Consider the following 25561-nt stretch of genomic DNA (forward strand, 5'->3'; position numbering starts at 1 on the left):
CCGGAAGGAAGCTGGCAATGAGCGACTCGGGTGCCACCGAACATGCGGCGACAGCACGGGAGCTGCTCGCGCTGGTCGGCGGCGAGCACAACGTCACCTCCGTCACCAACTGCATCAGCCGGCTGCGGATCGGCGTCGCCGACCGCGCCCGCGTCCGTGAGCAGGACATCCGCGACCACCTCAAGGTCCTCGGCGTGGTCGACGACGAGACCTTTCAGATCGTGCTGGGCCCGGCCGCGGTGTCGAAGGTCGCCGAGGAGTTCGCCCGGCTCGTCGACTCCGAACGCGTCGGCGCGGGCGACGCGGGCGGCGGGAGCGGCGCGGACCCCGCGGCGGCGGAGGGGGCGGCGTCCGGCGCGGGTTCGGACGCCGAAGCGCTGGCCGCCAAGGGCCAGGCGATCCGGGCCGAGAACAAGCGGCGCAACGCCACCCCGTTCAAGCTGTTCCTGCGGAGCATCGCCAACATCTTCGTACCGCTGATCCCCGCGCTGATCGCCTGCGGCATCCTGGCCGGGGTGACCGGCGTGTTCACCAACCTGGGCTGGCTGACGCCCGTCCTGCCCGCGCTGGACGCAATCGCCAAGGGGTTCATGTCCCTGATCATGGTCTTCGTGGGCGTGAACACCGCCAAGGAGTTCGGCGGCACCCCGATTCTGGGCGGCGCGGTCGCCGCGATCATCCCCTTCGCCGGTGTGGCCGACATCCAGGCCTTCGGCGCCGAACTGGCGCCCGGCCAGGGCGGTGTGCTGGGGGCCCTGGGCGCGGCGGCGCTGTGCGCCTACGTCGAACGCTGGACCCGCCGGTGGGTGCCCGGCACCCTGGACATCCTCATCACCCCTACCGTCGCGGTCCTGGTCTCGGGTCTGATCACGGTGTACGGGCTGATGTTCGTGGCCGGAGAGGTGTCGGCGGCCATCGGAGTGGCGGCCGACTGGCTGCTGGGCCAGGCCGGGGCGCTGGCCGGGCTGATCCTGGGCGGCTTGTTCCTGCCCCTGGTCATGCTGGGCCTGCACCAGGCGCTCATCCCGATCCACACGACTCTGATCGGTGTGGACGGCTACACCGTGCTGCTTCCGGTGCTGGCGATGGCCGGCGCGGGGCAGGTCGGCGCGGCCGCGGCGCTGTATGTGCGGCTCAAGCACAACGAGGGGATCCGCAGCACAATCCGCTCGGCGCTTCCCGCCGGCCTGCTCGGTGTGGGCGAACCGCTGATCTACGGCGTGACTCTGCCGCTGGGCCGCCCGTTCCTGACCGCCTGCGCCGGCGGCGCGGCCGGCGGGAGCTTTCTGGGCCTGGCCAACCAGTTGGGGGTGAGCGCGGGCTCGACCGCGATCGGCCCCTCCGGGCTGGCCCTGTTCCCCCTGCTGCAGGGCAGCCAGGGCATCGGCGCCGCGGTCCTGGTCTACGGCCTGGGCCTGGTGGTCGGCTACATCGCCGGGTTCGTGCTCACCTACTTCTTCGGGCTGAGCCGCCAGGCCGCGGCCGAGCTGAACGCGGCCGAGCGCATCGCGCCGGACTCCTCGCCCGCCGACGCTCCCACGGCCCAGGCGCAGCCGGACGGGGACGGGTCCCGACGCGCGGACGCACCCGCCGCGTCGGGGAGCTGACGCCCCGGGCGGATCACCGGTCGGCGGGGCCGGGCACCGGCGGCCGACCGCGTCCGGCCCGCCCGCCCCCGCCGGACGGCTGCGGAAGGCCGCGTGCCGGGCGCCGGCCCGCCGTGCCCGGTCCTGGCACAGGCGGAGGCCGTGCCCGCCTTCGACGCCCGGGGCCGGACGGAAAGCGCCCCGGACGGGCGCCCTCCACCCGGTGCGGAACCGCTTGATGGCCGCGCCCGGCCGTGGCGTATGTTTGCCGTGTGCCGCACAGACCGACCAAGGGCGACCGTCCCCGGCGCCTGCGAGCCGAACAGGCGGGACCGCCTCTGGCCTACCACGGGGAAGGCCCGGTGTGGTGTCCCGCCGACGGCTGCCTGCGGTGGATGGACATGCTGGCCGGCGACATCCTGGCGCGCCGCCACACCGACGGGGCCATCGAGCGCACCGCCGTCGGCCGCGTCGCCGCCGCCGCCCGCCCCCGCCAGAACGGCGGTTTCGTCGTGGCGGTGGAGCGCGGCTTCGCGCTCATCGAACCCGGTTCCGCCGAGGTCCACCGCCTTCCGGAGCTGTGGAGCGATCCCCAGGTGCGGATGAACGAGGGCGGGTGCGATCTCCACGGCCGCTTCTACTGCGGATCCATGGACTACGGCGCCGCGCCGGGACGCGGAGCGCTGTACCGGCTCGACCCGGACCTCAGCGCGACCCGGATCCTCGACGGGGTCACCATCTCCAACGGGCTGGCGTGGACACCCTCCGGCGACCGTGCCTACTACGTCGACACGCCCACGCACCGCGTCGACGCCTTCGACGTCGCCCCGGACGGGGAGCTGGGCGAACGGCGCGCCTTCGTGGAGATCCCGCCCGAGCAGGGCAACCCCGACGGCATCTGCCTGGACACCGAGGGCGGTGTCTGGGTGGCGCTGTGGGACGGCGCCGCCGTCCACCGCTACACCTCCGGCGGGCGGCTGGACACCGTGGTGGAACTGCCCGTTCCGCGCCCGACCGCCTGCACCTTCGCGGGCCCCGACCTGTCCGAGCTGTACATCACCACCTCGGCGGAGAACCTCGACACAGAGCGGTGGCCGCAGGCGGGCGCCCTGTTCCGGGTCGTGCCGGGTGCGGTCGGCATGGCGCCCCTGGAGTTCGCCGGCTGAACCGGCGAGCCGGGCGGGGCCGCCGAAGGCGGCTCCGCGACCCCTGCCCGGTGGACACGCCGCCTCTCCGCAGACGCCGGTGAGGGGGCAGGTGGGCGACCGGTCGCCCGAGCCGCGGTCCGCAGGCCGCCGCTTCCGTGTCCACCCGGGCGACGCCGCCTTCACCTCCCTGGTCTGAGTAGATCGGGCTCGTCGTTCCGCAATGTTCCCTATCATTCCATAATATGGTCTACGATCGGGACGCAAAGGGAGTGATGGCGGATTCTATGCCAGGGGGTTCGGCCTGCGCTCGACGGCGACCGGTGAGGAGGAGGCCGTGTCTCAGCGGCTCTACTCGGCGGACCAGGTGGCGGACCTGCTGGGCCTGCACGTCAAGACGGTGCGCGGCTACGTGCGCGACGGGCGGCTACCGGCGGCGCGCATCGGCAAGCAGTACCGGATCACCCATGAGAGCCTTGAGGCGTTCACCGGAGGCACCGTCGCCGCCGCGCCCGGTGCCGCGGCCCGGCGGCGGCACGTCGACGTGTCGAGCATCGTCGAGATCGACGCGATCGGCCCCAAGGACGCCCACCGTGTCACCACCCTGCTGACGGGAGCCGCCGGCGGGAACACCGACGGTCGGCGGCTGCGCTTCGAGACCTCCTACGACGAAGAGCGGGCCCGGCTGAAGGTCGTCGTCCTCGGCGGCCTGAGCGAGACCACGCGCGTCCTGGAACTCGTCGGGACGGTGGTCGAACCGTGAACACACCCCAGGGGATCTACCGGAGCGAAGCCGGTGCACGGGCCGTCCGCGACCATTACCGGGGCCTGCTGGAGCGGTGGTCGGTACCGAACACGCACGTCCGGGTGCCCACCCGGGAAGGCGAGACGTTCGCCGTGGCCTGCGGGCCCGAGACCGCGCCGCCCGTGGTCCTGCTGCACGGGTCGGGGACGAACACGGCGATGTGGATGGGCGACGCCGCCGTCTGGGCCGAGCACTTCCGCGTCTACGCCGTGGACGTGATCGGCGAGCCCGGCTTCAGCGCCCCGTCCCGGCCGCCGCTGGGATCGGCGGCCTACGCCGGTTGGCTGGACGAGGTGCTGGACGGCCTCGGCGTCGCACGCGCGGCGGTCGTCGGCGCCTCCCTCGGCGGATGGCTGGCCCTGGACTACGCGACGCGGCGGCCCGAGCGCGTCACCCGCCTGGCGCTGCTGTGCCCGGGCGGTATCGGCAGGCAGAAGTCGGGATGGATGCTCAAGGCCCTGCTGCTGCGGCCGTTCGGACGGTGGGGACAGCGCAGGACGCTGGAGGCGGTCGCCGGTCTGCGGGGAGCCGGGACGAGGGAGTTCCTCGACTCGATGGCCCTGACGTTCGCCCACTTCAGGCCCCGCATGGAGAGGCTGCCCGCCTTCTCCGACGACGCCCTTCGCGGGCTGCCCATGCCCGTTCTCGCCGTCGTCGGGGCCCACGACGCGATGCTCGACTCGCACGAGACCGCCCGCCGGTTGCGACGGTGTGTTCCGCACGCGACCGTCCACGTCCTGCGCGACGCCGCGCACTCCATCGTGGGACAGGCGTCGACCGTCCACCACTTCCTGCGCGGACCGTCCGGGACGTAGCCGCGGACGGTCCGGCGGGCTTGGCGAGGTTGACGGGATTGACGGGTCGACGGACTCCTCCCGATCCCGGCCGCCTTTCCCGCGACCGGGCTTGGCCGGGCACCCCGCGCGTTATAGCGTCGGTCCGAGTCGCGCAGTCCCCGGCGGAGCCGGACCGCCTCGGCGCCCCGTCCCCCCTCAGGTCCGGCGCCCGGTGGGGCCTGCCCGGTCCGGGCCGCGCCGTGATCCGTCGTTCCGGCGCGCCCCCTCTATGAACTGGGGCGGGTGGCCGGCTGGGAGAAGAGTCGCCTGCACCACCAGCTCACCCGGATGTGCAAGCGGGGCCTGACCCGCCGGGAGCGGTGCGGCACCCGTGGCGTCGACGTCGTGATCACAGCGGAGGGCCTCGCCGCGCTGAAGGCGGCCGCGCCCGGCCACGCCCAGGAGGTCCGGCGCCTGTTCGTCGACCGGCTCACCGCCGATGAGCTCGACCGGTTCGCCGACATCGCCGCCAAGGTCCTCCACGGCCTGCGCGAGGACCCGCCGACCTGTTAGCCCGTGCCCGCCCGCTGAGGGCCGTGCGCTGCTGCGCAAGGGCCCGGACCCGCTCCGGATCCTCGGGTCGCACAAGCCCGGGCGGTCGAGCGGTTCACCCGTGAACGTGCGGGCGGGCATTGCGGCGCCGGGCGGCGTGCCGGGCCTGCTGCGCGCCCCGTTCGGCGATATTCTCGGGTTCTTCCTGGGAGAACCGGCCGCGCCGGCGGAGTACCGCTTCGCGCGTCCGACGGCGGCGGGCGAATTCTCCGGGGCCTTCGCGTGGCGGTCGGCGTTTACTCGGCGGAGGTTTGCGCAAGTGCGGGGGCGGTAGGCGAGTCGGCGGTACACCAGGCGGTCGCTGACACGGGCGGCCGAAACGCCGGCTCTTCGCCCGCGCTCGGCGGCACCGTCCGGAATGCACGGTCCCGGACACGCCGACGCGGCGTGCCGACCGCAGCCGCCGATCGGTCCTCGAAACAGCCTCGGCAAGCGCGAAGGAAAAACAGGAGCTTCCCGTCTTCGGCGGAACCCGGCAGGAGCGACGCACGCGACTCGTGGTCGAGGAGGCCGACATTGACTGCATCCGGATCGAGGGTGCGCCCCCGGGGCGACCGGAAGCACCACGAAGCGTCCTGTCCGGCGGCATGCGGGGACGCGTGTCTGCGTGAGGCCGTCACCCGGCATCTCGAGGACTTCCTGGGTCGGCGGAGCCCCGCCGTCGCGGGCCTGGACGTGGACTTCGCCGACGAGGTCCTCGACCGGCTGGCCCGGTTCGTCGTCGAGGGAGGCAAGCGAGTCCGGCCGACCTTCGCCTGGTGGGGCTGGCGTGCCGCGGGCGGCGCCGACGACGGTCCCGAAGCCGCCTCTGCGCTGCGTGCCGCCTCCGCGCTGGAACTCGTCCAGGCGTTCGCGCTGTTCCAGGACGACGTCATGGACAAATCCGAGGTACGCCGCGGCGAGCCCGCTGTCCACGTGCGGTTCGCGAACGACCACCGCTCGAAGCGGTGGCTCGGCGACCCCGACCACTATGGGCAGAGCGCGGCCCTGCTCGCCGGCGATCTGGCCCTGGTCTGGGCGGAGGACATGTTCACCGAAGCCCTGAGCCATATGCCCGACGCCCGGGAGCGGGCACGTGGACCCTGGCGCGCCATGCACACGGAGATGGTGGTCGGCCAGTTCCTCGACATGCGCTCCCAGGCGCGGGGCGATACGGCCGAGTCCACCCCGCTGCGGGTCAACCGGCTGAAGACGGCCGCCTACAGCGCCGAGCGCCCGCTGCACCTGGGCGCGGCCCTGGCCGACGCGAACGAGAAGGTCGTCCAGGCCCTGCGCAGGTACGGGGAGGCGGTCGGTTCCGCCTACCAGTTGCGCGACGACCTGCTCGACCTGTACGGCGAACCCGCGCAGACGGGTAAGGCGGTCGGCGCCGACCTGCGGGAGGGCAAACGTACTCTGCTCCTGGCCGTGGGCCTGCGGCGCGCGCGCGAACGCGGGGACCGCGAGGCGGTGCGGATGCTGGACTCGGCGATCGGCGACCCCGGGCTCCCCGACGCCGACGTGCGCGCGGTCGCCGACCTCTTGGCGGCCCTGGGGGCCAAGAAGGCCGTGGAACAGCGTCTCGCCGCGCTTCTGCGCGAGGGAACGCGTTCCCTCGCAGACGCGCCCATCACCCCGATGGCCTACGAGGAGCTCCGGCGGCGGGCGGACGGGGCGATCACACGCGCGACCTGACCGAACCGGTGGCGCGTGCTGGTGACGGCCGGCAACCGACAGCGGCGCGACTCTCGGTACAGGCCCGGATACGCGTTCCGGAATCGGTCCGACAGAGGAGAGAGCCATGAAGCCGAGCGAATCTCAGCTGCGTACCGTTCCGGGCCGCACCGACCACGTCGTCGTCGTGGGCGCCGGCCTGTCGGGACTCGCCGCCGCGCTGCACTTGCTGGGAGCCGGGCGATCCGTGGCGGTCGTCGAACGCGACGGGCATCCGGGAGGGCGCGCCGGCCGCGACGATGCAGACGGTTTCCGCATGGACACAGGGCCGACGGTACTCACCATGCCGCACCTGATCGACGAGGCCCTCTCGGCCGTGGGCGACTCCCTCGACCGCCGCTTGGACCTCGTCCGGCTCGACCCCGCCTATCGTGCCCGATTCGCCGACGGCTCCACCATCGACGTGCACACGGACGCGGAGTCCATGGCCGAGGAGGTCGCCCGCAAGGCCGGCGGCCGGGAGGCCCGGGGTTACCTGCGCCTGCGCGGCTGGCTGGGCCGGCTGTACCGGCTCCAGATGCGGTCGTTCATCGACGCGAACTTCGACTCGCCGCTGCAGCTGCTCACCCCGGAGCTCGCCCACCTGGCCGCCATGGGCGGTTTCGGGCGCCTCGCACCGGCCATCGGGCGCTTCGTGTCCGACGAGCGACTGCGCCGCATCTTCTCGTTCCAGTCCCTCTACGCCGGCGTGGCCCCGCAGCAGGCGATGGCGGCCTATGCGGTCATCGCCTACATGGACACCATCGCGGGCGTGTACTTCCCCATGGGCGGCATGAGGGCGCTGAGCGACGCGCTCGCCGACGCCGTCGTCGCCGCCGGAGGAACCCTCCACTTCGGCCAGGAGGTGCGGCGCCTGGTGCGCCGCGGCGACAGGGTCACGGCGGTCGAGACGGCCGAAGGCCTCCGACTCGACTGCGACGCCGTGGTACTCACCCCCGACCTGCCCATGGCCTACCGCCTGCTCGGGCGAACCCCGTGGCGCCCGGTCCCGTTGCGGTTCTCGCCCTCCGCCGTGGTCCTGCACGCCGGGGTCGACCGCGCGTGGGCCGAGACGCCGCACCACACCATCTCCTTCGGCGCCGCCTGGGAGCAGACCTTCGACGAGATCTGCCGACGCGGCACGACCATGAGCGACCCCTCTCTGCTCGTCACCCGCCCCACGGCCACGGATGCCGCACTGGCGCCCCCCGGGCGCGACCTGTACTACGTGCTGGCACCGTGCCCCAACCTGCGCACCGGCGGGATCGACTGGCGGCGCGCGGCGGACGGCTACCGCGACAGCCTCGTCCGCACGCTGGAGCGGCGCGGGCTGGAGGGGTTCGGAGCCGCGATCGTGACCGAGCGGCTGACCACTCCGCTGGAGTGGTCGCGCAGAGGCATGGCCTACGGCACCCCCTTCGCCACGGCGCACACGTTCGCCCAGACGGGCCCGTTCCGGCCGCGCAACCGCGTAGCGGGCACCGAAAACGCGGTCCTTGCCGGGTGCGGCACCACGCCCGGAGTGGGACTCCCCACAGCCCTGGTGTCCGGGAAGCTGGCGGCCGCCCGGATAGCGGGCGGGGCAGCCGTGGGCAAGGGGGCACGGTGATCGCGAGAGGAGCGGCCGCCGAGCTCGACGCGGCGGGCGTCACCGGGACCGCACTGCGCCGGGACTACGCGTGCAGCCGCGCTCTGCACGCCCGGCACGGGCGCACGTACTACCTGGCCACTCGGGTCCTTCCCGCCGGGCGGAGACCGGGGATCCACGCCTTGTACGGATTCGCCAGGTGGGTCGACGACCTGGTCGACGAACCCGAACCGGGGCGGACGGCGGAGCACAGCGCGGCGCTGCTCGAAGGCGTCGAGCGGGATCTGGACGCGGCCCTGTCCGGCGGGCGGGCGCAGGCTCCGCCGGTGCGGGCCCTGGCCGACACCGCCCGGCGCTACGAAATCCCCGCGGAGTACTTCGCCGCGTTCATGGGGTCCATGCGCGCGGACCTGACCGTCACCGACTACGCCGACTTCGCGGAACTCAATGCGTACATGTACGGCTCGGCCGCCGTGATCGGCCTGCAGGTGCTTCCCGTCCTGGGGACCGTGGTGCCCCGGGCCGAAGCGGCGCCGCACGCGGCGGCGCTGGGTACGGCCTTCCAGTTGACCAACTTCCTGCGCGACCTCGCCGAAGACCTCGACCGGGGGCGGGTCTACCTTCCGGCCGACGTGCTCGCCTGCCACGGTGTCGACCGCGACCTGCTGATGCGCTGCCGCCGTACGCGCGTCCAGGACACCCGTGTCCGCCGGGCCCTGGCGGAGGTGGTCGCCTTCAACCGCGCGGTCTACCGCGAAGCCGAGCCGGGGTGCGCGATGCTCTCTGCGGTCGCGCGGCCGTGTGTCGAAACGGCCCTGCGGTTGTACCGGGGCATCCTGGACGAGATCGAGGACGCCGGGTACGACGTATGGTCGCGGCGCCACCGCGTCGCGCGCTCCCGCCGCGTGCGCACCGCGGTGCCGGCGCTGGCCAGGGCCTGGGCGGCACGCGGGCTCAGCGCGTGACCCGCCCGCGCACCCGGCGCCGGTGATGTGAAGGAGGAACATGCCCGGTTTCGAGCCCCGACGGTTCCCCTTGCGTCGACTGCCCGCGACGCGGTGGAGCCGCCAGCGCCCCTCGTGGCGCGAGGCGTCCCCCGCGGTGATCGGCGCCGCTGTCAAACGTGCGCTGGCGCGTCCTTCCGGGAACTGGTACGTGCTCGCCGCCAGCGCGGACGTTCGTCGGGACCGCCCCTTCGGGCGGATGGTCGCCGGCAGCGAGATCGTCGCCTGGCGGGACGGCGAGGGGCGCCTGCACGCGGCGCCCGGCGCCTGTCCGCACTTGGGAGCACCACTGTGCCGGGGCGCCGTCGACGCGGGGAGATTGGTGTGCCGCTGGCACGGCCTGGACCTGGGGCCGGAGGGGTTCCCCGGGTGGCAGCCCTATCCCGCCTACGACGACGGGACGCTGGCGTGGGTCCGCCTGGACCGGATCGGCGGCGAAGAACCGCTCGCCCGCCCCGTTCTCCCCGAGCGGCCCGCCTCCGCCACCACCCTCGCGGCGGTGGAGAGCCTGGCCGGACGGTGCGAACCCGAGGACGTGGTGGCCAACAGGCTCGACCCCTGGCACGGGTCGTGGTTCCACCCCTACTCCTTCGTGGGTCTGCGCGTCACCGAGACGGCGTCGGGAAGCGACCCGGACCCCGACCGGATGGTCGCGGAGGTGGCGTTCAAGGTGGCCGGCCGGTGGGGAGTGCCCGTGCGGGCCGCGTTCAGCTGCCCGGAACCGCGCACCGTGGCCATGCACATCATCGAAGGCGAGGGCGAGGGGAGCGTGGTCGAGACCCACGCGACCCCCTTGGGCGTTCGCGGCGGTGTCCCCACGACAGCGGTCGTCGAGGCGACCATCGCCTCCTCCGAACGGCCCGGTTTCGCCCTGGCCGCACGTGCCGCGCCGGTGGTGCGCCCCCTGATGCGCGCGGCCGCCCGGCGCCTGTGGCGCGACGACATCTCGTATGCGGAGCGGCGCTACGCGCTGCGGACGTCGGGCCACTGGCCCGGCTGAGCCCCGGCGCGCCCCCAGCGGGCCAGCGCCCGCATCGGCGCCCAGCGACCCCGGCTGGGCACGCTCCACAGCCGGTGACCGGGCAGGCCCCAGCCGGCGAGCAACTCGTTGGCGGCCATCAGCCCGCTGGTCGCGGCGCGCTCCATGAGGGCGACCGGGAGGTCCACACGGACGTGGTCGCCCGCTACCACCAGCCCGGGGTCGGGGGTGGCGGGGGCCAGCCGGTGCTCGTAGCCGCCCGGTGGGAAGAGGGCGCAGTCCGCGCGGAGTTCGTGGCGCTGGTCCACGACGCCCGCCCGCGCGGTCTCCGGGAAGACCCGGTGCAGTTGGGCGATCAGGCGCTGCTGCTCGACGTGCACGTCGCAGGATTCCGGCAGCGCGTAGGCGTGCAGCTCCACGACCGAACCGCCGGTGCGCCGCGCCCACTGGGCGGCCTCGTCCTCGAAGCGCTCCAGCACGCTGATGTTGTCGAGCGTGGGGTAGCCGGCGGTCCCCAGAAAACCGGGGCGTTCGGCGCGTACAGGCCGGTCCAGCCACAGCCGGCTCACCAGGAAGGGCGGGGCGCTGGGCGCGGCGAGGGCGCGGCGGCGCCAGTCCTGTGCGCCCAAGGCTGGAGAGCCGGCGGTCAGCCGCCGCAGGCCGGCGATGTCCGTGGCGAGGACGACGGCGTCGAACTCCTCGGCGGCCCCGCCCTCCGGGTGGACGGCGAAGCGGCGCCGGATTCCCGGAGCGATCTCGGAGACGGGTGTCGAAAGCCGCTGCCCCACCCCGCGGCGTGCGAGGTAGGAGGACCAGGGATCCCAGAGGGCCTGGGGATAGGGCGCGTTGGCGACGTCGAACAGCAGGCCTTCACTGGAGCCGAGGAAGTACACATGGAACATGACGGCGAGCTCGGCCGCCGAGAGCCGCGCAGGGTCGGCGAAGAAGCTGCGCGAGAACACCTCGAAGGCCAGGTGCCGGGCGCGCGGAGGGAAGCGGATCGCCTCCAGCAGCGCGGGCGCGTCCCGGTGGTCCAGGCGCCGGTAGACGCCGGGGACGTCGACGTCGAGGAGCTGGAGGGCGGCGGCGAGGTTGACCCGGGCCAGTTCGCGGGCGGGAAAGCTCCGACTGCGCACCGCCAGCGCGAATGCGTTCAGCGGCGGGGAGGCCGGAAGCCCGGTGAAGCCGTCGCGGAGGCCGTTCGCGTGCACGAGCGGATAGTCGGGCAGAGGGCTGAGCATGCCCAGGGCGGGGTCCAGGCGTGCCAGCAGCGCCCGCAGGTTGTAGTACTGGCGGAAGAAGGCGTGGAAACCGCGGCTCATCGTCGCTTCGCTGCCGTCGCCGAGGGTGGTCGGCCACCCCCGCAGGCGCCCGCCGAGGCCGGGTTCGCGCTCGAAGACGGTGGTCGACACGCCGCGTTCGGACAGTCCCGTGGCCGCGGCCAGTCCCGCGATGCCGCCGCCCACGACCGCCGTTCTCGGAGCGGTTGCGGGCCGTGCTGCCCGGGGAGCGGCGGGGGCGACCTCCTCGGCCCGGGGGTCGGCCGGAGCCCACATCACCGGGAGCCGGAGGGAGCGGGCGCCGTGCCGGCGAAGGTGTGCACGATGCCTCGCTGCCAGCCGCCCAGCGCCTGGGTGCGGACGTTCTCCAGTCCCGCCTCGCCCATCCGTCGACGCAGGCGCGCGGCGCCGTCGAACTCCAGGACGCTGCGCCACAGGTAGCGGTACAGCGCGGACCGGCCGGTCGCGACGCATCCGAGGGGGATGATCACCCCCCAGCAGACCAGCGACCACACGCAGCGCGCCGCCACCGAGTCGGCGACGGAGTACTCGTGCAGCACGATTCCGCCCCCGGGCTTGAGCAGGTCGCGCACCGCCGCCAGAGCGGCATCGGTGTCGGGGCAGTTGCGCAGCAGGTAGGCGGCGAACACCGCGTCGGAGGGGCCGCCCAGGGCGCCCGCGGCCAGGTCTTCGGCGCGGGCGTGCACGAAGCGGACCCGGGGTCCCCAGCGCTTGGCGCGGGCCCGGGCGAGCATGCCCTCGGACGCGTCAACACCGATGATCTCGGCACGGGGGTACTCGCGGGCGAGGGCGGCGGTGGAGGCGCCCGTTCCGCAGCCGAGGTCGAGTACGCGGAGCCCTTCCCCGCCCCGCGGGAGTCCGAGCCTGCGCGCCGACGCGCGCAGGTGCCGGTGGTACCCCGGGTTCGCCGCGACGAGCAGGTCGTAGGCTGCGGCGGCGCGGTCGAACTCGTCCCCCACCCGGCCGGCCTTCATCGCGCGGACCGTCTTTGCCATGATCCTCCGAGCCGAAGCGAAAGGAACCGGTCTTTGTGCCAGGCTAACCGCCATGCGGGTATTCGACTTGCTCATCGTCGGTGCCGGCGCGGCCGGCCTCAGCCTGGCCCACGCCGCCGCGGGGATCGTGCTGCCCGGCGTCGGCACGCCGCAGATCGCCCTCGTCGAACCTCCGGCGGGAGCGCCGCGTCCGAACGAGCGCACGTGGTGCTTCTGGGAGCACGGCGCCGGCCCGTGGGACGAGGTCCTGGCCGCCCGGTGGGACCAACTGTCGGTCGTCTCGCCCACGGGCGCCCGGCATGAGCAGTCGATCGGTCCCCAGTCCTACAAGATGCTCCGCTCCCGGGACTTCGAAGACCACGTCCGCGGGCGCATGGGGCCCAACGTCCACGAGTACGCGGCGACGGTGGAGGCGATCGACGACGGTTTTGACCACGCGACGGTGCACGCGTCGCGAGCCGACGGTTCTCCGCTCTCGCTCACGGCGCGCCGGGTCTTCGACTCCCGCCCGCTGACTGCTCCGCCCGCCGCCCGCACGACGCTGCTGCAGCACTTTCGCGGATGGTTCGTGCACACCGGGCACGACGCCTTCGACCCCGGCTCCGCCGTGCTGATGGACCTGCGCACCGCCCAGCCGCGGCGCGGCGTCTCGTTCGGCTACGTGCTTCCGCTCTCTCCCCGGGAGGCGCTGGTGGAGTACACGGAGTTCACCCGCCGGGTCCTGGACGACGCGGGCTATGAAGCGGCTCTGCACCACTACACCGCGGAGGTGCTCGGCTTGGAGCGGTTCACGGTCTCGGCCTCCGAGCAAGGGGTCATCCCCATGACGGACGGCGGCTTCGCGACGCGGGCGGGGCGGCGCGTCTTCCGCATGGGCGCGGCCGGCGGTGCGACCCGACCGTCCACCGGCTACACCTTCAGCGGCATCCAGCGCCAGGTCGCCTCGGTGGTGCGCTCTCTGGAACGCGGCCGCCTGCCCCTGCCGCCGATCCCGCACAGCCGTCGGCACCTGGCCATGGACGCCGTGCTGCTGCGCGCCCTGGACTCCGGGCGCCTGGACGGCGCGGCGTTCTTCGCCCGGCTCTTCGCACGCAACGACATGCGCGACGTGCTGGACTTCTTGGATGGGCGGTCGGGGTTGGGGCGCGAGCTGCTCGTGGGGGCGACGGCCCCCGTGGTGCCGATGTCGGTGACGATGCTGGAGTGCGCGTTCCGCTCCCCGCGCCCGATGCGCAGTCCACCCTGACGGCGCGCCCTGCGGAGCGTGCACCGATGCCGCGCGCGGATGCCGACCGCCCAGGCGGCCACGCGACCGCCGGCTACGCGGGCTCCTCACCCAGGTAGAAGGCGGTGGTGCGGTCCGCGGCCGCGGCGGCGTCCTCTCGGGGTGTTCCGGTGCGCACCGACGCCTCGCCCCAGCGCTCGCTCGCGGCACGGATGAACCGCCGGACGGGCGCGGTCCGGGCGAAGGCGTCGGGATCGTCGGGGCGGTCCTCCCCGGCGACCAGGTGCAGCGCCAGACCCAGCAGGGCGAGGTCCCAGCCCACCCCTGTCGCGCCCGGTCCGAAGCGGGCCCAGAACGCGGAGTCGGCGTCGCCGGTGTGCTGGTGCTCCAGGGTGAGCCGTACCCGGTCCCCCTCCGGGGCGAGGTGCACGGCCACCTGGCTGGACTCCCCGGCGAACTCCCACGTCACCGTGAAGGACCGCGGCGGATCGCAGGCCACCACCTCGCCGGAGGCGTTGTCCTCGACCTGGTAGCGGCCTCCCAGCCGCAGGTCGCCGCTGACCGGTGCGAACCAGCGCCCGAGCCGGTCGGGCTGTGTGCAGGCCTCCCACAGGTCCTCCAGCGTGGTCGGATAGGACTGGCTGATGGTCTGAACCGTGTGCTGCCTGTTCCCCTCGCGATCGACGGCGAGGTCGCGGCGCACCTCCTCCGCCTGCGAGGCGATGATCTTGTCGGACGGCCCGGTCATGGCTGCTCCTCGTCGTCGGACGGCGCCGGCGTGGCGCCGTCTCGTCGTGCCTTCTTGCCGCGGGCGATCTCGGTGCCGAGCGCATCCAGGCGCGGTGCCCAGAATCGCCGGAACGGATCCAGCCACTCGTCGACGCTGCGCAGCGGCTCCGGGTCCAGCGAGTACACCCGGTGGGTCCCCTCGGCCCGCATGTCCGTGAACCCCGACTCCCGGAGCACCTTGAGGTGCTGGGACACCGCCGGCTGGCTGATCCCGAACTCTTCGCCGATCACGCGGACGACGTCGCCGGCCGGCATCTCGCCGCCGGCCAGCAGCTCGAGGATGCGTCTGCGGACAGGGTCACCGAGAACGTCGAAGGCGTGCACACGACCAGAATAAGCACCGCCCAATATAAGTCAAGGGTGATACTTCTACGCTGCGCGCGCCCGGCGGCCACTCCGGGGGCGCCGCGGTGGGATCTGCCGTGTCAGCGGTGGCCGGCGTCCGCGGCGGTGCCGGACCCCGGCTGGGACGTCGGGTCGAGGACGGCCCGCGACTCGTCTACCAGGCCGGTCAGGTGGGCGACCTCGGCCTCGGTCAGGTGCTCGGCGACCTCTGCGGCCGCGACGTTGGCGTGCAGATGGTCGGGGTTGGTCGTGCCGGGGACGGCGACCACGGCATCGGAGCGGCGCCTCCAGCGGTCCGCCCGTCCGGGGGTTCCGCGTTCCGGTCGGGAGGAGCGCGGCCGTGCGCGGCGCGTGACGAGCGCGGGCCGACCGGAGAACCGGACGGCCCGCGCCGCGGAGAGGCCGGGCGGAGGTCACACGGCCAGTTCTTCCTTGACAGCCGGGCTGGAGTCGGGGTCGTACCGGCGCAGGCCGACCAGGACGAGTGCGCAGGTGGCGACCACCATGGCGGCACCGACGTAGAGCTGGGTCGCCGAGGCGCCGGCGTCGTTGAGCATGCCCGCGACGGTCGGGGACAGGATGGCTCCGATGCGCCCCATCCCGAGCGCCCAGCCCATGCCGACGCTGCGGATGTTGGCCGGGTAGAGCGCCGGGCCGACGGTGTACGCACCGGCGATGCAGCCGTTGATCAGGGCGCCGACGACGACGCCGATGCCGAACCCGAGCCACAGAGTCGAGGTGCTCAGGATGAAGACGACCATCATCGCGGCGGAGAGCAGGGAGAACCCGATCAGCACCACCCGCGGCGTACGCATCCGGGCGGCGACTCCATAGAGGATCGAGCCGACGGTGCCGCCGATGGAGATCGCCATCCCGGCGGTCACGGCGGCGCCCTCGGAGAGGCCTTCCTCGACCAGCAGCGTGGGTGTCCAGCTGTTCACGAAGTAGAAGCCGAACATGATCGTGATGAAGGTGATCCAGAGCAGAACGGTCGGGGGCAGCCGCTGCTTGAGCCACCCCGAAGCGGCCCGCTCGCCTCTCGTGCGGGCGGCGGCGGCCTGGTCGAGGTCGGTGTCGGTGAGGACCTCCATCCGCATCCGGGCCAGTGTCCGGTTGATCCGTGCCAGGGCGCCGCTCGGGCGCTTCTGCTCGAGGAAGGCGACCGACTCGGGAAGGATGGCGGCGATGACGACCAGGGCGAGCAGGGTGCCGAAACCACCGGCGTAGAAGACGATCCGCCAGTCACCGCCGACCGCGGCCTTCGCGACCAGGCTCGCCACCGTGGCACCGATGCCGTACCCGGCGGTGTAGATGCCGATGGCCAAACCGCGGTTCCTGGCGTTGGAGAACTCGCTGGCCATCACGTTCGTGCTGGCCAGGATGCCGCCGACACCGATGCCGGTGACGAGGCGGAAGACGCCCATGACCGTCACCGAGGGCGCCATCGCCGCGCCGAACATGCCGATCGTGCCGAGGGCGAGGCTGAGCAGAATCAGCGGGCGCCGACCGACCAGGTCGGCGAACGGAGCGAGCAGCATCGAGCCGATCGCCATCCCGATCAGACCGACCGAGACCAGCAGCCCGAACTGCGATCCGGTCAGCCCGAACTCCTCGGTGACCGAGGGCCCCGTGAAGGCGACCGCCATCACGTCGAAGCCGTCCAGGCAGTTCATGAAGGTACAGAGGGCGATGATCAGCCATTGGTAGCCGCTCATCGGTGTCTGGGATATGCGTGCGGTGATGTTCATGGGGTGTCCAGGTGGTGGGGGTCCGGGTGCAGGCGGCGGCGCGCCGGGTCAGGTGAGGTGCAGGGAGAGGACGGCGGGACGGGCCTGGCCGCTGCCGGCCGCCGCCCGGGAGACGCAGAGGCACAGGCTGCTCGAGCGCTCCTTCTGGGACTCGCTCAGGAAGATGTCGCGGTGGTCGATGGTGCCGGTCGAGTCGACCACCTTGGCCAGGCACAACCCGCACTCGCCCTTGCGGCAGTCCGAGAGCGTGTCCACGCCGGCCGCCGCGAGGGCGTCGAGGATCGAGGTGTCGGGTGCGACGGTGATCTCCCGGTCGAGCTGGGGGAGGCGTACCACGAACTCCTCGGCCGGGTGCCGGCCGCTGGAACCGAACGTCTCGAAGCGCAGGTTGGTCGTCGGCAGGCCGTGCTCGGCCCAGGTCCGCGAGACGGCGTCCATGAGCCCGATCGGACCGCACATGTACAGCTCGGTGGTCGCGGCGGCGGGCGCCTGGGCGATCCCGGCGACGAGGTCGCCGACCGCCAGCGAGGTGCCCTCGTCGTCGACGTGAACACGCACCCGATCGCCGTGCTCGGCGACCAGGTCGTCGAGGTAGGCCATCACGGCGCGGCTGCGGCCGGCGAGCACCAGCTCGTAGTCGGCGCCGCGGCGGCGCAGCGCGGAGGCCATCGCCACCAGCGCGGTGACGCCGATACCGCCGGCCACGAGTACGTAGCGGGTGGCGCCGACCGCGAGGGGGAAGTTCTGGAGCGGTCCGGTGACGGCCACCTCGTCTGCGACCCGCAGCCGGTGCATCGCCGCGGAGCCGCCGCGCGAGGTCGGGGAGAGCTGCACGCTGAGTGTCAGCCTGCGGCCGCCGTCCTCGGAGCGCACCACGGAGTAGGAGCGCACCCGGCGGGCGCCGCTGCCGGTCTCGACGTCGATGTGTGTGCCGGGCGCGGCGTGCTCGGGATGCTCGGGTTCGAGGACGATGCGGCGTACACCCTCGGCTGCGTCGGCGACCTCGACCACCCGGGCGCGTTGCCAGCGGGCCCGGGCCTGCACCGCCACCTCAAGCCCCTCGGCCGGAAGCCGGTGCGGAGGAGGGACGGCCTTCCGCCGCGAGCATGCGCTCCAGGATCTGGCGTACCCACATGCCGCCGGCGTCGATGTTGAGGCTGTAGAACTCGTGCTCGGGGTTGGCGTCGATGGCCCGCTGCTGCGCGCGCAGCATGTCCTCGTCCTCGCCGAAGACCCCGTGCACACCTTGGCGCAGCTGGGTGGTGATGGTCTGGCTGTCCAGGCGGTAGTTGCGCATGAACGCCCAGAAGTAGTGGCAGGAGCGGTCGGTCTCCGGGGTGATCGTGTTCATCACGTACCCGTTCACGCCCTGGCTGCGGTCGCCCTCGGGCGCACCGGTACCGGCCTTCGCCACACCGACGTCGATGCAGATCGTGCCCGGGGCCTCGAACCTGATGATCTGCCACCGGTCGACCCTGCCCTCGAACCCGGGGAACTTGTCGCGCATGTTCTTCAGCCAGAACGGCGGCGGCGCGATGTCGCGCATCCAGCGTGTGACCGTGACGGTGTCGCCCTCGTGGGTCACGTCGAACTCGGCCCCGGACAGCTCCTCCTGCCCGATGCTCGAGGAGTGCACGAACTCCTCGTGGGTGAGGTCCATCAGGTTGTCGAGGACGAGCTGGTAGTTGCACTCGGCGTGGATGGTCTCGCCGTCGCCGGCCCAGGCCGGGTCGTCCATCTGGTGCATGTCGGGCACGGCGGTCGGGTCGGCCAGGTCCGGGTCTCCGACCCACACCCAGACGTACCGGTAGCGCTCGACAACGGGGTAGGAGGGGACGACCGCGCTGGGGTTGATCGTCTCCTGCGCCGGCATCCCCGTGCAGCGACCGCTCGCGTTGTAGCGCAGTCCGTGGTACGGGCACTGCAGTTCGTCGCCCAGGACCCTGCCCTTCGACAGCGGTGCGAGCCGGTGCCAGCAGGCGTCGGCGAGGGCGACGGCGCGGCCCTCGCTGTTGCGCCACAACGCCAGCGGAACGCCGGCGACGGTGCGCGCCAGCGGCTGCTTGCCGGTGACCTCGTGGTCCCAGGCCGCGACATACCAGGCGTTGCGGGGGTGGTTGAAGATCTTCGCCGCCGCGGCGGTCGGTGGGGCGGTGTCCGCCAGGGGAGAGGAGGCGGTGAGGGTCATGGAAACTCCCTATGAAGAGAGGTATGTGTTGCGCGGCTCACAAGCTACCTATGGATATAGTTAGTTGGCAAGGACGGACAGCGCCACCGAATCGGAGAGGCGGGGGCCGGTGTCACTGCGTTACGCGCTGATCGCACTGCTCACAGGTCGGTCGATGACCGGGTACGACATCTCCAAGAGCTTCAGCCGCTCAGTGGCGCACGTCTGGCATGCGCCCGACTCGCAGATCTATCCCGAGCTCAACCGGATGGAGCGCGACGGGCTGCTCACGTCGGTCGAGGTGCCCTGGGGCAAGAAGGGGACGAAGAAGGAGTACCACGTCACCGACGCCGGGCTGGCCGACTTCCGCGCCTGGATGGAGTCGCCCCTGGTACCGCAGCGGCAGCGCGATCCGGCGTACCTGAAGGCGGCCTACTTCGACTTCGCCGATCCCGCGGCCGTGCGGGAGCAGCTGCGGCAGCAGCAGGCGTACTGGGAGGAGCAGCTGCGCATGCTCGAAGGCACCCGGGCCACCCTGCTCGACCGCAGCCACCCCACCCTGGCGGCTCGCCTCTCCACGCTGAACGAGCGGGATGCCGAGCTCGCGGTGCGCTACAAGGTGTACGCCTACGACGGCCTCATCGCCCGTGCCCGCACCGAGCTGGCCTGGATCGCGGACGGGTTCGCGCTTCTCGAGGAACTGCACGGCCGCTGACCCCCGAAGGCGCCGACCTGCCGCCACCGGCGCTTCCGGCCGGTGCGAACGAGGGGACGCCGATCGAGCCGCGCAGGTCGTCGTGCTCGGTGCCGGACTCGACACCCGCGCGCTGCGCCTCGCGCACGGCAGCGCGTTCGCTCCGGGGCGCCAGACCCTGGGCGACAACGCCTCCCCGGTCGACGAACTGATCGTCACCTGGTGAGAGCGGAGAATCCGATGCACGTGACCGGAGACCGGCGAGTCTGTGTGGGAGCGGGACAGTGCGTACTCGCCGCTCCCGACGTGTTCGGCCAGGACGAGGACCACGGCCTCGTCCTGGTGCTGCAGGGGGAACCGGCGACGACCAGCGTGAGGCCGTCGACCACGCGGAAGCCGCATGCCCGTCGGGCGCCGTGCACGTGGACTGATCACGGCAGGTCATGCGCGCGCAGAAGGGGGCGACCCCGACGCGGCGCGGGCGAGGATCCGCGTGCGGCGCCCCGGGATGTTAAAAATAGTTGACGTCGTGTCTGCCCTGGTTTACATTCCTGGTGTCAAGTTCGTTTTACATCGGGGAGGGCACGTGTCACTCGAAGAGAGGCGGGTGTGGACGTACGCCGCCGTCACCCTGGTGGTGTCAGCGGTGTACGCCGCAGTCATCCTCGCGCGGGTCGCCGCAGGCCCCGTCGCCGATGTGGACTACGTCCGCCCGATGCTCCTGGCCATCGGCGCCGCGCTGGTACTGAACATGGTCGTCGGCCCGCATGGCCGGGAGCGGCGCGACGAGCGCGACGCCGAGATCTACCGGCACGGTGAGCACATCGGCTTCTACGTGCTCGCTGCGGTCGCCGCGGCGGCGCTGGTGCTGACCCTGGCCCAGTTCGCGCACTTCTGGATCGCCAACACGCTCTACCTGGCGTTCGTGCTGAACGCCCTCACGTCTTCGGCCGTGAAGATCTCCGCGTACCGGCGGGGTTTCTAGCATGGCCAAGCGCACCCGCGTCACCAACTCCATCCGCTCTCTGCGATTCGCCAGCGGCGAGATGACCCAGGCGGACCTGGCCGAACGCATCGGCGTCACCCGCCAGACCGTGATCGCCATCGAGCAGGGGCGCTACTCGCCCTCGCTGGAGGTCGCCTTCCAGATCGCACGGGTCTTCGGCACCCCGCTCGAAGAGGTCTTCCAGTATCCCGACGCGCCCGATGGCGACCACGCCTGAGCACGACCGCCCGGGCTCCGCCTTTTGCGCTCCCTTCCGCGGTCGCCGACCGCGCCCGCCGACCGTCTCGCCCGCATCGGGCGGAGAGGACTGCGCCATGTCCCCACAGCCATCCAACGCCGCTCCCGCGACCACCATGAGAGCGGCCGTCTGCCGCCGCTACGGAGCCCCCGACGTGCTGAGCGTCGCTGAGGTCCCCCGCCCGCGCCCCGGCGGCGGCGAGCTGCTGGTGCGGGTGCGCATCAGCGCCGTCACCCCCACCGACTGCGCCGCCCGCTCCGCCCGCCCCGCCTTCGCCCGGCTGGCCTTCGGGCTGCGCAAACCGCGCCACCCGGTCCTGGGCGGGCTCGTCGTCGGAACGGTCGCGGAGACCGGGCCCGGAGCCACGGGGTTCGCCCCGGGCGACGACGTCGTCGCCGAGACCGGCGCGGCGATGGGTGCCCACGCCGAGTACGCCCGCGTATCGGCTGCCGGGGCGCTGCACCGGCCGCCGGGCCTGCCCGAGGAGGACGCGGCCGCCGTGGCCGACGGCGGGCTGACCGCGCTGCCCTTCCTCCGCGACCACGCGCGCCTGGCGAGCGGTCAGCGCATCCTCGTCAACGGCGCCTCGGGGGCCGTCGGCAGCGCGGCCGTCCAGCTGGCCCGTGACTACGGCGCGGAGGTCACCGGTGTCTGCAGCGGCGCCAACGCCGAGCTCGTGTCCTCGCTGGGCGCCGGCGAGGTGATCGACTACACCGAGCAGGACTTCACTCGCGTCGGGGAGCGCTTCGACGTCGTCTTCGACGCCGTGGGCACCGGCTCCTACGGCCGGTGCCGTCGTCTGCTCCGTCCGCGCGGCGTCTACCTCACCACCGTGCCCGGTGCCGCGATCCTCCTGCACACCCTGCAGACGCGCCTGTTCGGCAACCGAAGGGCCCGCCTGGCGCTGACCGGGCTGCGCTCGCAGGCGGAGCGTGCCGCCGACCTCGCGGTGCTCACCCGTCTGGCGGTGGAGGGGCGGCTCGCGCCGGTCGTCGACGGCCGCTTCCCGCTCGACGGCATCCGGCAGGCCCACCGGCGCGTCGACTCGGGCCGCAAGCGCGGCACCGTCCTCCTCACGGTCCGTTAGATCCGATGCAGCCGGGTGGAAGTGAGGTGAATCGACGGACGGGCGAGGGGTAGCGGCCGTCGTCACCGGGCCCGCGTCCGAGGGGGCCGCCGCCGAGGCGGCCGCGCTGGCCGTTCACTTTCACAGGGGAGTCGTCCGTGTTCCGCCACACCAGTGATCTGCAGTTCGAAGCCAAGCCGGAAAAGCCCGACGCGCTGTATGCGATGAAGCTCCAGGAGCTCATCGGTGGCGCCTTCGGTGAGATGACAGTGACGATGCAGTACCTGTTCCAGGGCTGGAACTGCCGGATGGAGGGCAAGTACAAGGACCTGATCATGGACATCGCCACCGAGGAGATCGGGCATGTCGAGATGATCGCGACCATGGTGGGCCGCCTCCTCGAAGGGGCCCCGGACGACGTCACCGCCGAGGCCGTCAAGGAACCGGCCGTGGCGGCCGTGGTGGGCGGGATGAACCCGCAGCAGGCCATCGTCGGCGGCGGGGGCGCGCTGCCGGTCGACTCCGCGGGGACTCCGTGGAACGGCAAGTACATCGTGGCCAGCGGCAACCTGATGGCCGACTTCCGGGCCAACGTCGCCGCGGAGTCCCAGGGGCGGCTGCAGACGGCGCGGCTCTACCACATGACCGACGACCCGGGCGTGAAGGCGATGCTGCAGTTCAACCTGGCCCGGGACACCGTGCACCAGAACGAGTGGCTGGCCGCGATCGAGCAGCTGCAGGAGGACGGCCTGGAAGGTCCCGTGGCTCCCGACGACCTGTTCGAGGAGGAGAACCAGGCCCACGCCCGCACCCACTGGCACCTGTCCGACGGAGGCGAGGCCGACCAGGGGCCCTGGGCCTCGGGGCAGGCGCCCGACGGGCGGCACTCGTTCGAGTACATGGCCGATCCCGCCGCGCTGGGCGGCAAGGCCTCGGCGCCGGCGCCCCGGCCGCACCAGTACGTCACCTCGCGCACCGACGCCTCGGGCGGGCCCCACGTGCCGGGCCAGGCGCGCGGTGTCGCCGGCAGGATCAAGGACACCTTGCAGTAGCGGTAGCGGAGAAGGAAGAGGGCCCGGGGTGCGGGTGGCCGCCCGCACCCCGGGCCGCGGACCGCGCGGTCGTCCCGGGCCGTCCGACCAGCGAGGGCATCGCAGACGGCGCGGATCGCGCGGTGGGCGTGCGCCCGCGCTGGACCGGGCCGACCACCGCGGGCGCAACGCCGCCGAGCCCGGGTTCTGCCACGTCGCGCGGCGCGGAGCGGCACCCGCTACGACAGGCTCCGTCGCGGTACCCCGCGGTGGAGCCGTGCTGAGGACGTGCTGGAGGCGATCGTCGCCCGGCTCGACGCTTTGGGCTCCCCAGGGGCAGGCGGGGGAGTCAGACCTGCCCGGCTCCGCCGTCGGCGGCGAGCGCGGAGCCGTTGACGTAGCTTGAGGCGTCCGAGGCCAGGAACGTGGCGGCTGCGGCGATCTCCTCCGGGGCGCCCATCCGTCCCAGAGGGATCATCTCCTTGGCCCGCTCCCGAGCCTCCGAGGGGACGAGGTCGAGCATGCCCGGGGTGGGGACCATGCCCGGCGAGAGCACGTTGACGCGGAAGCCGTACCGGCGCGAGCTGTGTGCCCAGCCGCGGGCCAGGTTGTGCACCGCGGCCTTGGACGCACCGTAGATCTCCAGGCCGTGCTGCGGGTGTGTCGCGGCGGTCGAGCCGGTCAAGATGATGGAGGCCCCTGCTCGAAGCAGCGGCAGCGCCTTTTGGACCGTGAAGATCGTTCCCTTGACGTTGGTGGCGAACAGGCCGTCGACCTGCTCCTCGGTCACTTCACCCAACTGTGTTGTCGTGCCGATGCCGGCGTTGGCGACCACGACGTCGACGTGTCCGGCCTGCTCGCGGACGGTCTCGTAGAGAGCGTCGAGATCGGCGGGCACGGAAGAGTCGCAGACCATGGCGGTCACGCCTTCGCCGAGCTCGGCGACTGCCGTGTCGAGCGATTCCTTGCGCCGGCCGGTGATGAACACCCTCGCGCCCTCGTCGCGGAAGGCCCGCGCGATCGCGAGCCCGATGCCGCTGCTGCCGCCGGTGACCACGGCCACCTTGCCTGTCAGGACGGCCACGCCGCCCACCTCCTCGAATTATGGACTGGATCGTCCACAACTCTGTCCTATCTGGACTGATTGGTCAATATCTCGTGCAGTGGCTCGCCGAGCGGGGCTTCACGACCTTGCTCGTCGGGCCACCCGGGGGCGCCCTGAAAGCGGGGCGGCAGCAGGGCGGCCGCGAAGCGGACCGCCGGTTGTGGCCCAGCGGGTCCAGAACTCGTAGAGTTGGGTGATGCCTCGACCTCGGGAGTTCGACGAAGACCGCGTCGTCGTCGCTGTCCGCGACGAGTTCTGGAACAAGGGCTACGCAGCGACGTCGATGGACGACCTGCTGCGCGTGAGTGGGCTGGGCAAGGGCAGCCTTTACGGGGCCTTCGGGGACAAGCACAGCCTCTTCCTGCGGGTCCTACGCGACTACGACGACGCGAACCTGCTGATGCTGCGCGAGCGTCTGGAGTCCGCGCCACGAGGGGTCGACCTGGTGCGCGAGTTCGTGCTCAGCATGACCGGCGACCCGACGGGAGCGGCCGCGCGGCGGGGCTGCCTGCTGGCCAACAGCATCGCCGAACTCGCCGCCAGCGCCCCGGACGTCGCAGCCGAGGCCCGCCGCAGCTACGACGCGGTCGTCACCGTCCTCACCGAGGCGCTCGAGCGCGCCCAGCGCGAAGGCGACGTCGACCCCGACGCCAACGCTGGCGAGGTTGCCCGCGCGGTCCTCGCCGCCCAACTCGGAGTCATCGCGCTCGGCCGTACCGGGATGGACGTCGAGGTGCTCACCGCAGTGGGGCAATCCGCCCTGAGCCGGTTGCTGCCCGCGCCGGCGCAGTAGCCGACCGGCCACCGGCCTGTGCCGCGGGAACAGAGCGCTGAAGGCCCCGCGCCCGCGGGAGTGCACCGATGCGCAACAGCACCGTGGTTCGGGAACAGGTGCGGGTCCCGCACACGCGGGAGTGAAGCAGGAGCCGCCGCGCGGAGCGAAAAAATCATCCTCCGTGGGCCGCGGCGGCGGTGATGACGGCCTCCACACCGAAGCGCAGGCGTTCTTCAAAGGGCTCGTTGACGGCTCGGGCACCCAGGCGGTGAAGGGACGGGTAATCCTGCTCGGAAAAGACGAGTCGTCCACCTGGAGGCATCCCGCTGCGACCGGCCTGCTCCTCCAGAGTCAGCCCCAGCACCAGGTAATGAATGCTCCAGACGCTTCGTGCAGCGGTTGCCTCATCGGCGGCGAGCTGCAGGGTGGCGGCGGCGAGGATGTCCGCGGCACGCAGCGTATTCGCCTGGAAGGCGTCGGTGCCGGCCACCAGTCGAGCCCCGTCACGCCGGGAGAGCATGACGGCGCGGAGTCCTGCGGCCAAGGCGTGGACTCGCTGCCGGGGGTCGTCAGGCAGGCCATCGAGGTCGAGGTCGCCGAGGACGGCGTCGGCCATCAGCTCGAACAGGTGCGCCTTGGTGCGCACCTGGTAAGAGACGGTGTTCAGGTGGGCATCGAGTCGTTTGGCGACGCCGCGCAGGGTGACCTTCTCGATGCCCTCTTCGTCCAGCAGATCCAGGGCCGCCTGGACCACCCCCTCTCTGTTGTGACGCTGCTGAACCATGTGCTCCTCCGTTGGCCTTGTGCTCCACAGTAATCGGCCGCACGCCGCTCCCCGATTGAGACTTGGTCACCGACCAAGTACTTTGGGGGCGAAAGAGCTCCGGCT

General features: G+C 72.5%; 28 protein-coding genes. 18 read left to right on the forward strand and 10 right to left on the reverse strand.

Annotation, left to right across the window (positions count from 1 at the left end):
* Positions 1-17 precede the first annotated feature (17 nt).
* From ABEA15_RS13690 to ABEA15_RS13730, 9 genes are all read left to right on the forward strand, one after another.
* Complete coding sequence (locus ABEA15_RS13690; RefSeq protein ID WP_345556933.1) at positions 18-1607, forward strand: PTS transporter subunit EIIC; 1590 nt, start codon at positions 18-20, stop codon at positions 1605-1607.
* A 251-nt stretch (positions 1608-1858) separates the two neighbouring features.
* On the forward strand, positions 1859-2752 hold the full coding sequence (locus ABEA15_RS13695) for an SMP-30/gluconolactonase/LRE family protein (protein ID WP_344146205.1): 894 nt from the start codon (positions 1859-1861) through the stop codon (positions 2750-2752).
* A gap of 316 nt (positions 2753-3068) precedes the next feature.
* Positions 3069-3494, forward strand: a complete 426-nt coding sequence (locus ABEA15_RS13700) for a helix-turn-helix domain-containing protein (RefSeq protein ID WP_345556934.1) — start codon at positions 3069-3071, stop codon at positions 3492-3494.
* Positions 3491-4351: an alpha/beta fold hydrolase gene (locus tag ABEA15_RS13705; RefSeq protein WP_345556935.1), complete on the forward strand. Its 861-nt coding sequence runs from the start codon at positions 3491-3493 to the stop codon at positions 4349-4351. The genes ABEA15_RS13700 and ABEA15_RS13705 overlap by 4 nt, the downstream gene beginning before the upstream one ends.
* Before the next feature lie 264 nt (positions 4352-4615).
* Positions 4616-4885: a MarR family winged helix-turn-helix transcriptional regulator gene (locus ABEA15_RS13710; protein WP_345556936.1), complete on the forward strand. Its 270-nt coding sequence runs from the start codon at positions 4616-4618 to the stop codon at positions 4883-4885.
* 555 nt (positions 4886-5440) lie between these two features.
* Positions 5441-6598, forward strand: a complete 1158-nt coding sequence (locus tag ABEA15_RS13715) for a polyprenyl synthetase family protein (RefSeq protein ID WP_345556937.1) — start codon at positions 5441-5443, stop codon at positions 6596-6598.
* A gap of 106 nt (positions 6599-6704) precedes the next feature.
* Complete coding sequence (crtI, locus tag ABEA15_RS13720; RefSeq protein WP_345556938.1) at positions 6705-8225, forward strand: phytoene desaturase family protein; 1521 nt, start codon at positions 6705-6707, stop codon at positions 8223-8225.
* Positions 8222-9169 (forward strand): phytoene/squalene synthase family protein, encoded by a 948-nt coding sequence (locus tag ABEA15_RS13725; protein ID WP_386699575.1) that lies wholly within the window; start codon positions 8222-8224, stop codon positions 9167-9169. The genes crtI and ABEA15_RS13725 overlap by 4 nt, the downstream gene beginning before the upstream one ends.
* A 40-nt stretch (positions 9170-9209) precedes the next feature.
* Complete coding sequence (locus ABEA15_RS13730; RefSeq protein WP_345556939.1) at positions 9210-10208, forward strand: DUF5914 domain-containing protein; 999 nt, start codon at positions 9210-9212, stop codon at positions 10206-10208.
* On the opposite strand, the gene ABEA15_RS13735 is transcribed toward ABEA15_RS13730, so the two are convergent.
* Together ABEA15_RS13735 and ABEA15_RS13740 are read right to left on the reverse strand one after the other, a co-directional pair.
* The gene (locus tag ABEA15_RS13735; protein WP_345556940.1) at positions 10172-11743 is read right to left on the reverse strand and encodes an FAD-dependent oxidoreductase; all 1572 of its coding nucleotides are present in this window, start codon (positions 11741-11743) and stop codon (positions 10172-10174) included. The two genes, ABEA15_RS13730 and ABEA15_RS13735, sit on opposite strands and share 37 nt — an antisense overlap.
* On the reverse strand, positions 11743-12483 hold the full coding sequence (locus tag ABEA15_RS13740) for a class I SAM-dependent methyltransferase (RefSeq protein ID WP_345556941.1): 741 nt from the start codon (positions 12481-12483) through the stop codon (positions 11743-11745). The genes ABEA15_RS13735 and ABEA15_RS13740 overlap by 1 nt, the downstream gene beginning before the upstream one ends.
* A gap of 52 nt (positions 12484-12535) precedes the next feature.
* Here ABEA15_RS13740 and ABEA15_RS13745 point away from each other — a divergent pair, with 52 nt between their 5' ends.
* Entirely contained in the window at positions 12536-13729 is a 1194-nt protein-coding gene (locus ABEA15_RS13745; protein ID WP_345556942.1) for a lycopene cyclase family protein, read from the forward strand.
* A gap of 73 nt (positions 13730-13802) precedes the next feature.
* Here the strand turns inward: ABEA15_RS13745 and ABEA15_RS13750 are convergent, their stop codons facing one another.
* From ABEA15_RS13750 to ABEA15_RS13775, 6 genes are all read right to left on the reverse strand, one after another.
* Entirely contained in the window at positions 13803-14456 is a 654-nt protein-coding gene (locus ABEA15_RS13750) for an SRPBCC family protein (protein ID WP_345556943.1), read from the reverse strand.
* Positions 14453-14821, reverse strand: a complete 369-nt coding sequence (locus ABEA15_RS13755) for an ArsR/SmtB family transcription factor (protein ID WP_344146173.1) — start codon at positions 14819-14821, stop codon at positions 14453-14455. Before ABEA15_RS13755 ends, ABEA15_RS13750 begins: the two co-directional genes overlap by 4 nt.
* A gap of 101 nt (positions 14822-14922) precedes the next feature.
* Positions 14923-15111 carry a hypothetical protein gene (locus ABEA15_RS13760; protein ID WP_345556944.1) on the reverse strand — a complete coding sequence of 63 codons (189 nt, stop codon included), beginning with the start codon at positions 15109-15111 and terminating at the stop codon, positions 14923-14925.
* Between the two features lie 144 nt (positions 15112-15255).
* Positions 15256-16590, reverse strand: a complete 1335-nt coding sequence (locus tag ABEA15_RS13765) for an MFS transporter (protein WP_345556945.1) — start codon at positions 16588-16590, stop codon at positions 15256-15258.
* Between the two features lie 48 nt (positions 16591-16638).
* Positions 16639-17640 (reverse strand): PDR/VanB family oxidoreductase, encoded by a 1002-nt coding sequence (locus tag ABEA15_RS13770; protein ID WP_345556946.1) that lies wholly within the window; start codon positions 17638-17640, stop codon positions 16639-16641.
* Between the two features lies 1 nt (position 17641).
* Positions 17642-18778 (reverse strand): aromatic ring-hydroxylating dioxygenase subunit alpha, encoded by a 1137-nt coding sequence (locus ABEA15_RS13775; RefSeq protein ID WP_344146161.1) that lies wholly within the window; start codon positions 18776-18778, stop codon positions 17642-17644.
* A gap of 109 nt (positions 18779-18887) precedes the next feature.
* Here ABEA15_RS13775 and ABEA15_RS13780 point away from each other — a divergent pair, with 109 nt between their 5' ends.
* The 7 genes from ABEA15_RS13780 (at position 18888) to ABEA15_RS13810 (ending at position 22813) form a co-directional block, all read left to right on the forward strand.
* Positions 18888-19472 (forward strand): PadR family transcriptional regulator, encoded by a 585-nt coding sequence (locus ABEA15_RS13780; RefSeq protein WP_344146158.1) that lies wholly within the window; start codon positions 18888-18890, stop codon positions 19470-19472.
* The gene (locus ABEA15_RS13785; RefSeq protein ID WP_344146155.1) at positions 19405-19677 is read left to right on the forward strand and encodes a class I SAM-dependent methyltransferase; all 273 of its coding nucleotides are present in this window, start codon (positions 19405-19407) and stop codon (positions 19675-19677) included. The genes ABEA15_RS13780 and ABEA15_RS13785 overlap by 68 nt, the downstream gene beginning before the upstream one ends.
* A gap of 14 nt (positions 19678-19691) precedes the next feature.
* On the forward strand, positions 19692-19976 hold the full coding sequence (locus ABEA15_RS13790) for a ferredoxin (RefSeq protein ID WP_345556986.1): 285 nt from the start codon (positions 19692-19694) through the stop codon (positions 19974-19976).
* 61 nt (positions 19977-20037) lie between these two features.
* Positions 20038-20436 (forward strand): hypothetical protein, encoded by a 399-nt coding sequence (locus ABEA15_RS13795; protein ID WP_345556947.1) that lies wholly within the window; start codon positions 20038-20040, stop codon positions 20434-20436.
* A gap of 1 nt (position 20437) precedes the next feature.
* On the forward strand, positions 20438-20674 hold the full coding sequence (locus ABEA15_RS13800; RefSeq protein WP_344146146.1) for a helix-turn-helix transcriptional regulator: 237 nt from the start codon (positions 20438-20440) through the stop codon (positions 20672-20674).
* Positions 20675-20771: 97 nt separating this feature from the next.
* Positions 20772-21782: an NAD(P)-dependent alcohol dehydrogenase gene (locus ABEA15_RS13805; RefSeq protein ID WP_345556948.1), complete on the forward strand. Its 1011-nt coding sequence runs from the start codon at positions 20772-20774 to the stop codon at positions 21780-21782.
* A gap of 137 nt (positions 21783-21919) precedes the next feature.
* Positions 21920-22813 carry a manganese catalase gene (locus ABEA15_RS13810; protein WP_344146140.1) on the forward strand — a complete coding sequence of 298 codons (894 nt, stop codon included), beginning with the start codon at positions 21920-21922 and terminating at the stop codon, positions 22811-22813.
* 328 nt (positions 22814-23141) lie between these two features.
* Here the strand turns inward: ABEA15_RS13810 and ABEA15_RS13815 are convergent, their stop codons facing one another.
* The gene (locus ABEA15_RS13815; protein ID WP_345556949.1) at positions 23142-23876 is read right to left on the reverse strand and encodes an SDR family NAD(P)-dependent oxidoreductase; all 735 of its coding nucleotides are present in this window, start codon (positions 23874-23876) and stop codon (positions 23142-23144) included.
* Between the two features lie 217 nt (positions 23877-24093).
* Between ABEA15_RS13815 and ABEA15_RS13820 the strand changes: the two genes are divergently transcribed.
* Complete coding sequence (locus ABEA15_RS13820; protein ID WP_345556950.1) at positions 24094-24690, forward strand: TetR/AcrR family transcriptional regulator; 597 nt, start codon at positions 24094-24096, stop codon at positions 24688-24690.
* A 154-nt stretch (positions 24691-24844) separates the two neighbouring features.
* Here the strand turns inward: ABEA15_RS13820 and ABEA15_RS13825 are convergent, their stop codons facing one another.
* On the reverse strand, positions 24845-25456 hold the full coding sequence (locus ABEA15_RS13825) for a TetR/AcrR family transcriptional regulator C-terminal domain-containing protein (protein ID WP_345556951.1): 612 nt from the start codon (positions 25454-25456) through the stop codon (positions 24845-24847).
* Positions 25457-25561 lie beyond the last annotated feature (105 nt).

The sequence above is a fragment of the Streptomonospora halophila genome (assembly GCF_039542725.1).
Lineage (GTDB): Bacteria > Actinomycetota > Actinomycetes > Streptosporangiales > Streptosporangiaceae > Streptomonospora > Streptomonospora halophila.

What these genes read in the sequence shown, in the direction of transcription:
- ABEA15_RS13745 (WP_345556942.1), top strand. Translation starts at nt 12,536, where the DNA reads ATGCGGGTATTCGACTTGCTCATCGTCGGTGCCGGCGCGGCCGGCCTC.
- ABEA15_RS13820 (WP_345556950.1), top strand. Translation starts at nt 24,094, where the DNA reads ATGCCTCGACCTCGGGAGTTCGACGAAGACCGCGTCGTCGTCGCTGTC.
- ABEA15_RS13765 (WP_345556945.1), bottom strand. Translation starts at nt 16,590, where the DNA reads ATGAACATCACCGCACGCATATCCCAGACACCGATGAGCGGCTACCAA.
- ABEA15_RS13740 (WP_345556941.1), bottom strand. Translation starts at nt 12,483, where the DNA reads ATGGCAAAGACGGTCCGCGCGATGAAGGCCGGCCGGGTGGGGGACGAG.
- ABEA15_RS13750 (WP_345556943.1), bottom strand. Translation starts at nt 14,456, where the DNA reads ATGACCGGGCCGTCCGACAAGATCATCGCCTCGCAGGCGGAGGAGGTG.
- ABEA15_RS13825 (WP_345556951.1), bottom strand. Translation starts at nt 25,456, where the DNA reads ATGGTTCAGCAGCGTCACAACAGAGAGGGGGTGGTCCAGGCGGCCCTG.
- ABEA15_RS13800 (WP_344146146.1), top strand. Translation starts at nt 20,438, where the DNA reads ATGGCCAAGCGCACCCGCGTCACCAACTCCATCCGCTCTCTGCGATTC.
- ABEA15_RS13735 (WP_345556940.1), bottom strand. Translation starts at nt 11,743, where the DNA reads ATGTGGGCTCCGGCCGACCCCCGGGCCGAGGAGGTCGCCCCCGCCGCT.
- ABEA15_RS13775 (WP_344146161.1), bottom strand. Translation starts at nt 18,778, where the DNA reads ATGACCCTCACCGCCTCCTCTCCCCTGGCGGACACCGCCCCACCGACC.
- crtI (WP_345556938.1), top strand. Translation starts at nt 6,705, where the DNA reads ATGAAGCCGAGCGAATCTCAGCTGCGTACCGTTCCGGGCCGCACCGAC.
- ABEA15_RS13805 (WP_345556948.1), top strand. Translation starts at nt 20,772, where the DNA reads ATGTCCCCACAGCCATCCAACGCCGCTCCCGCGACCACCATGAGAGCG.
- ABEA15_RS13790 (WP_345556986.1), top strand. Translation starts at nt 19,692, where the DNA reads ATGCACGTGACCGGAGACCGGCGAGTCTGTGTGGGAGCGGGACAGTGC.
- ABEA15_RS13690 (WP_345556933.1), top strand. Translation starts at nt 18, where the DNA reads ATGAGCGACTCGGGTGCCACCGAACATGCGGCGACAGCACGGGAGCTG.
- ABEA15_RS13730 (WP_345556939.1), top strand. Translation starts at nt 9,210, where the DNA reads ATGCCCGGTTTCGAGCCCCGACGGTTCCCCTTGCGTCGACTGCCCGCG.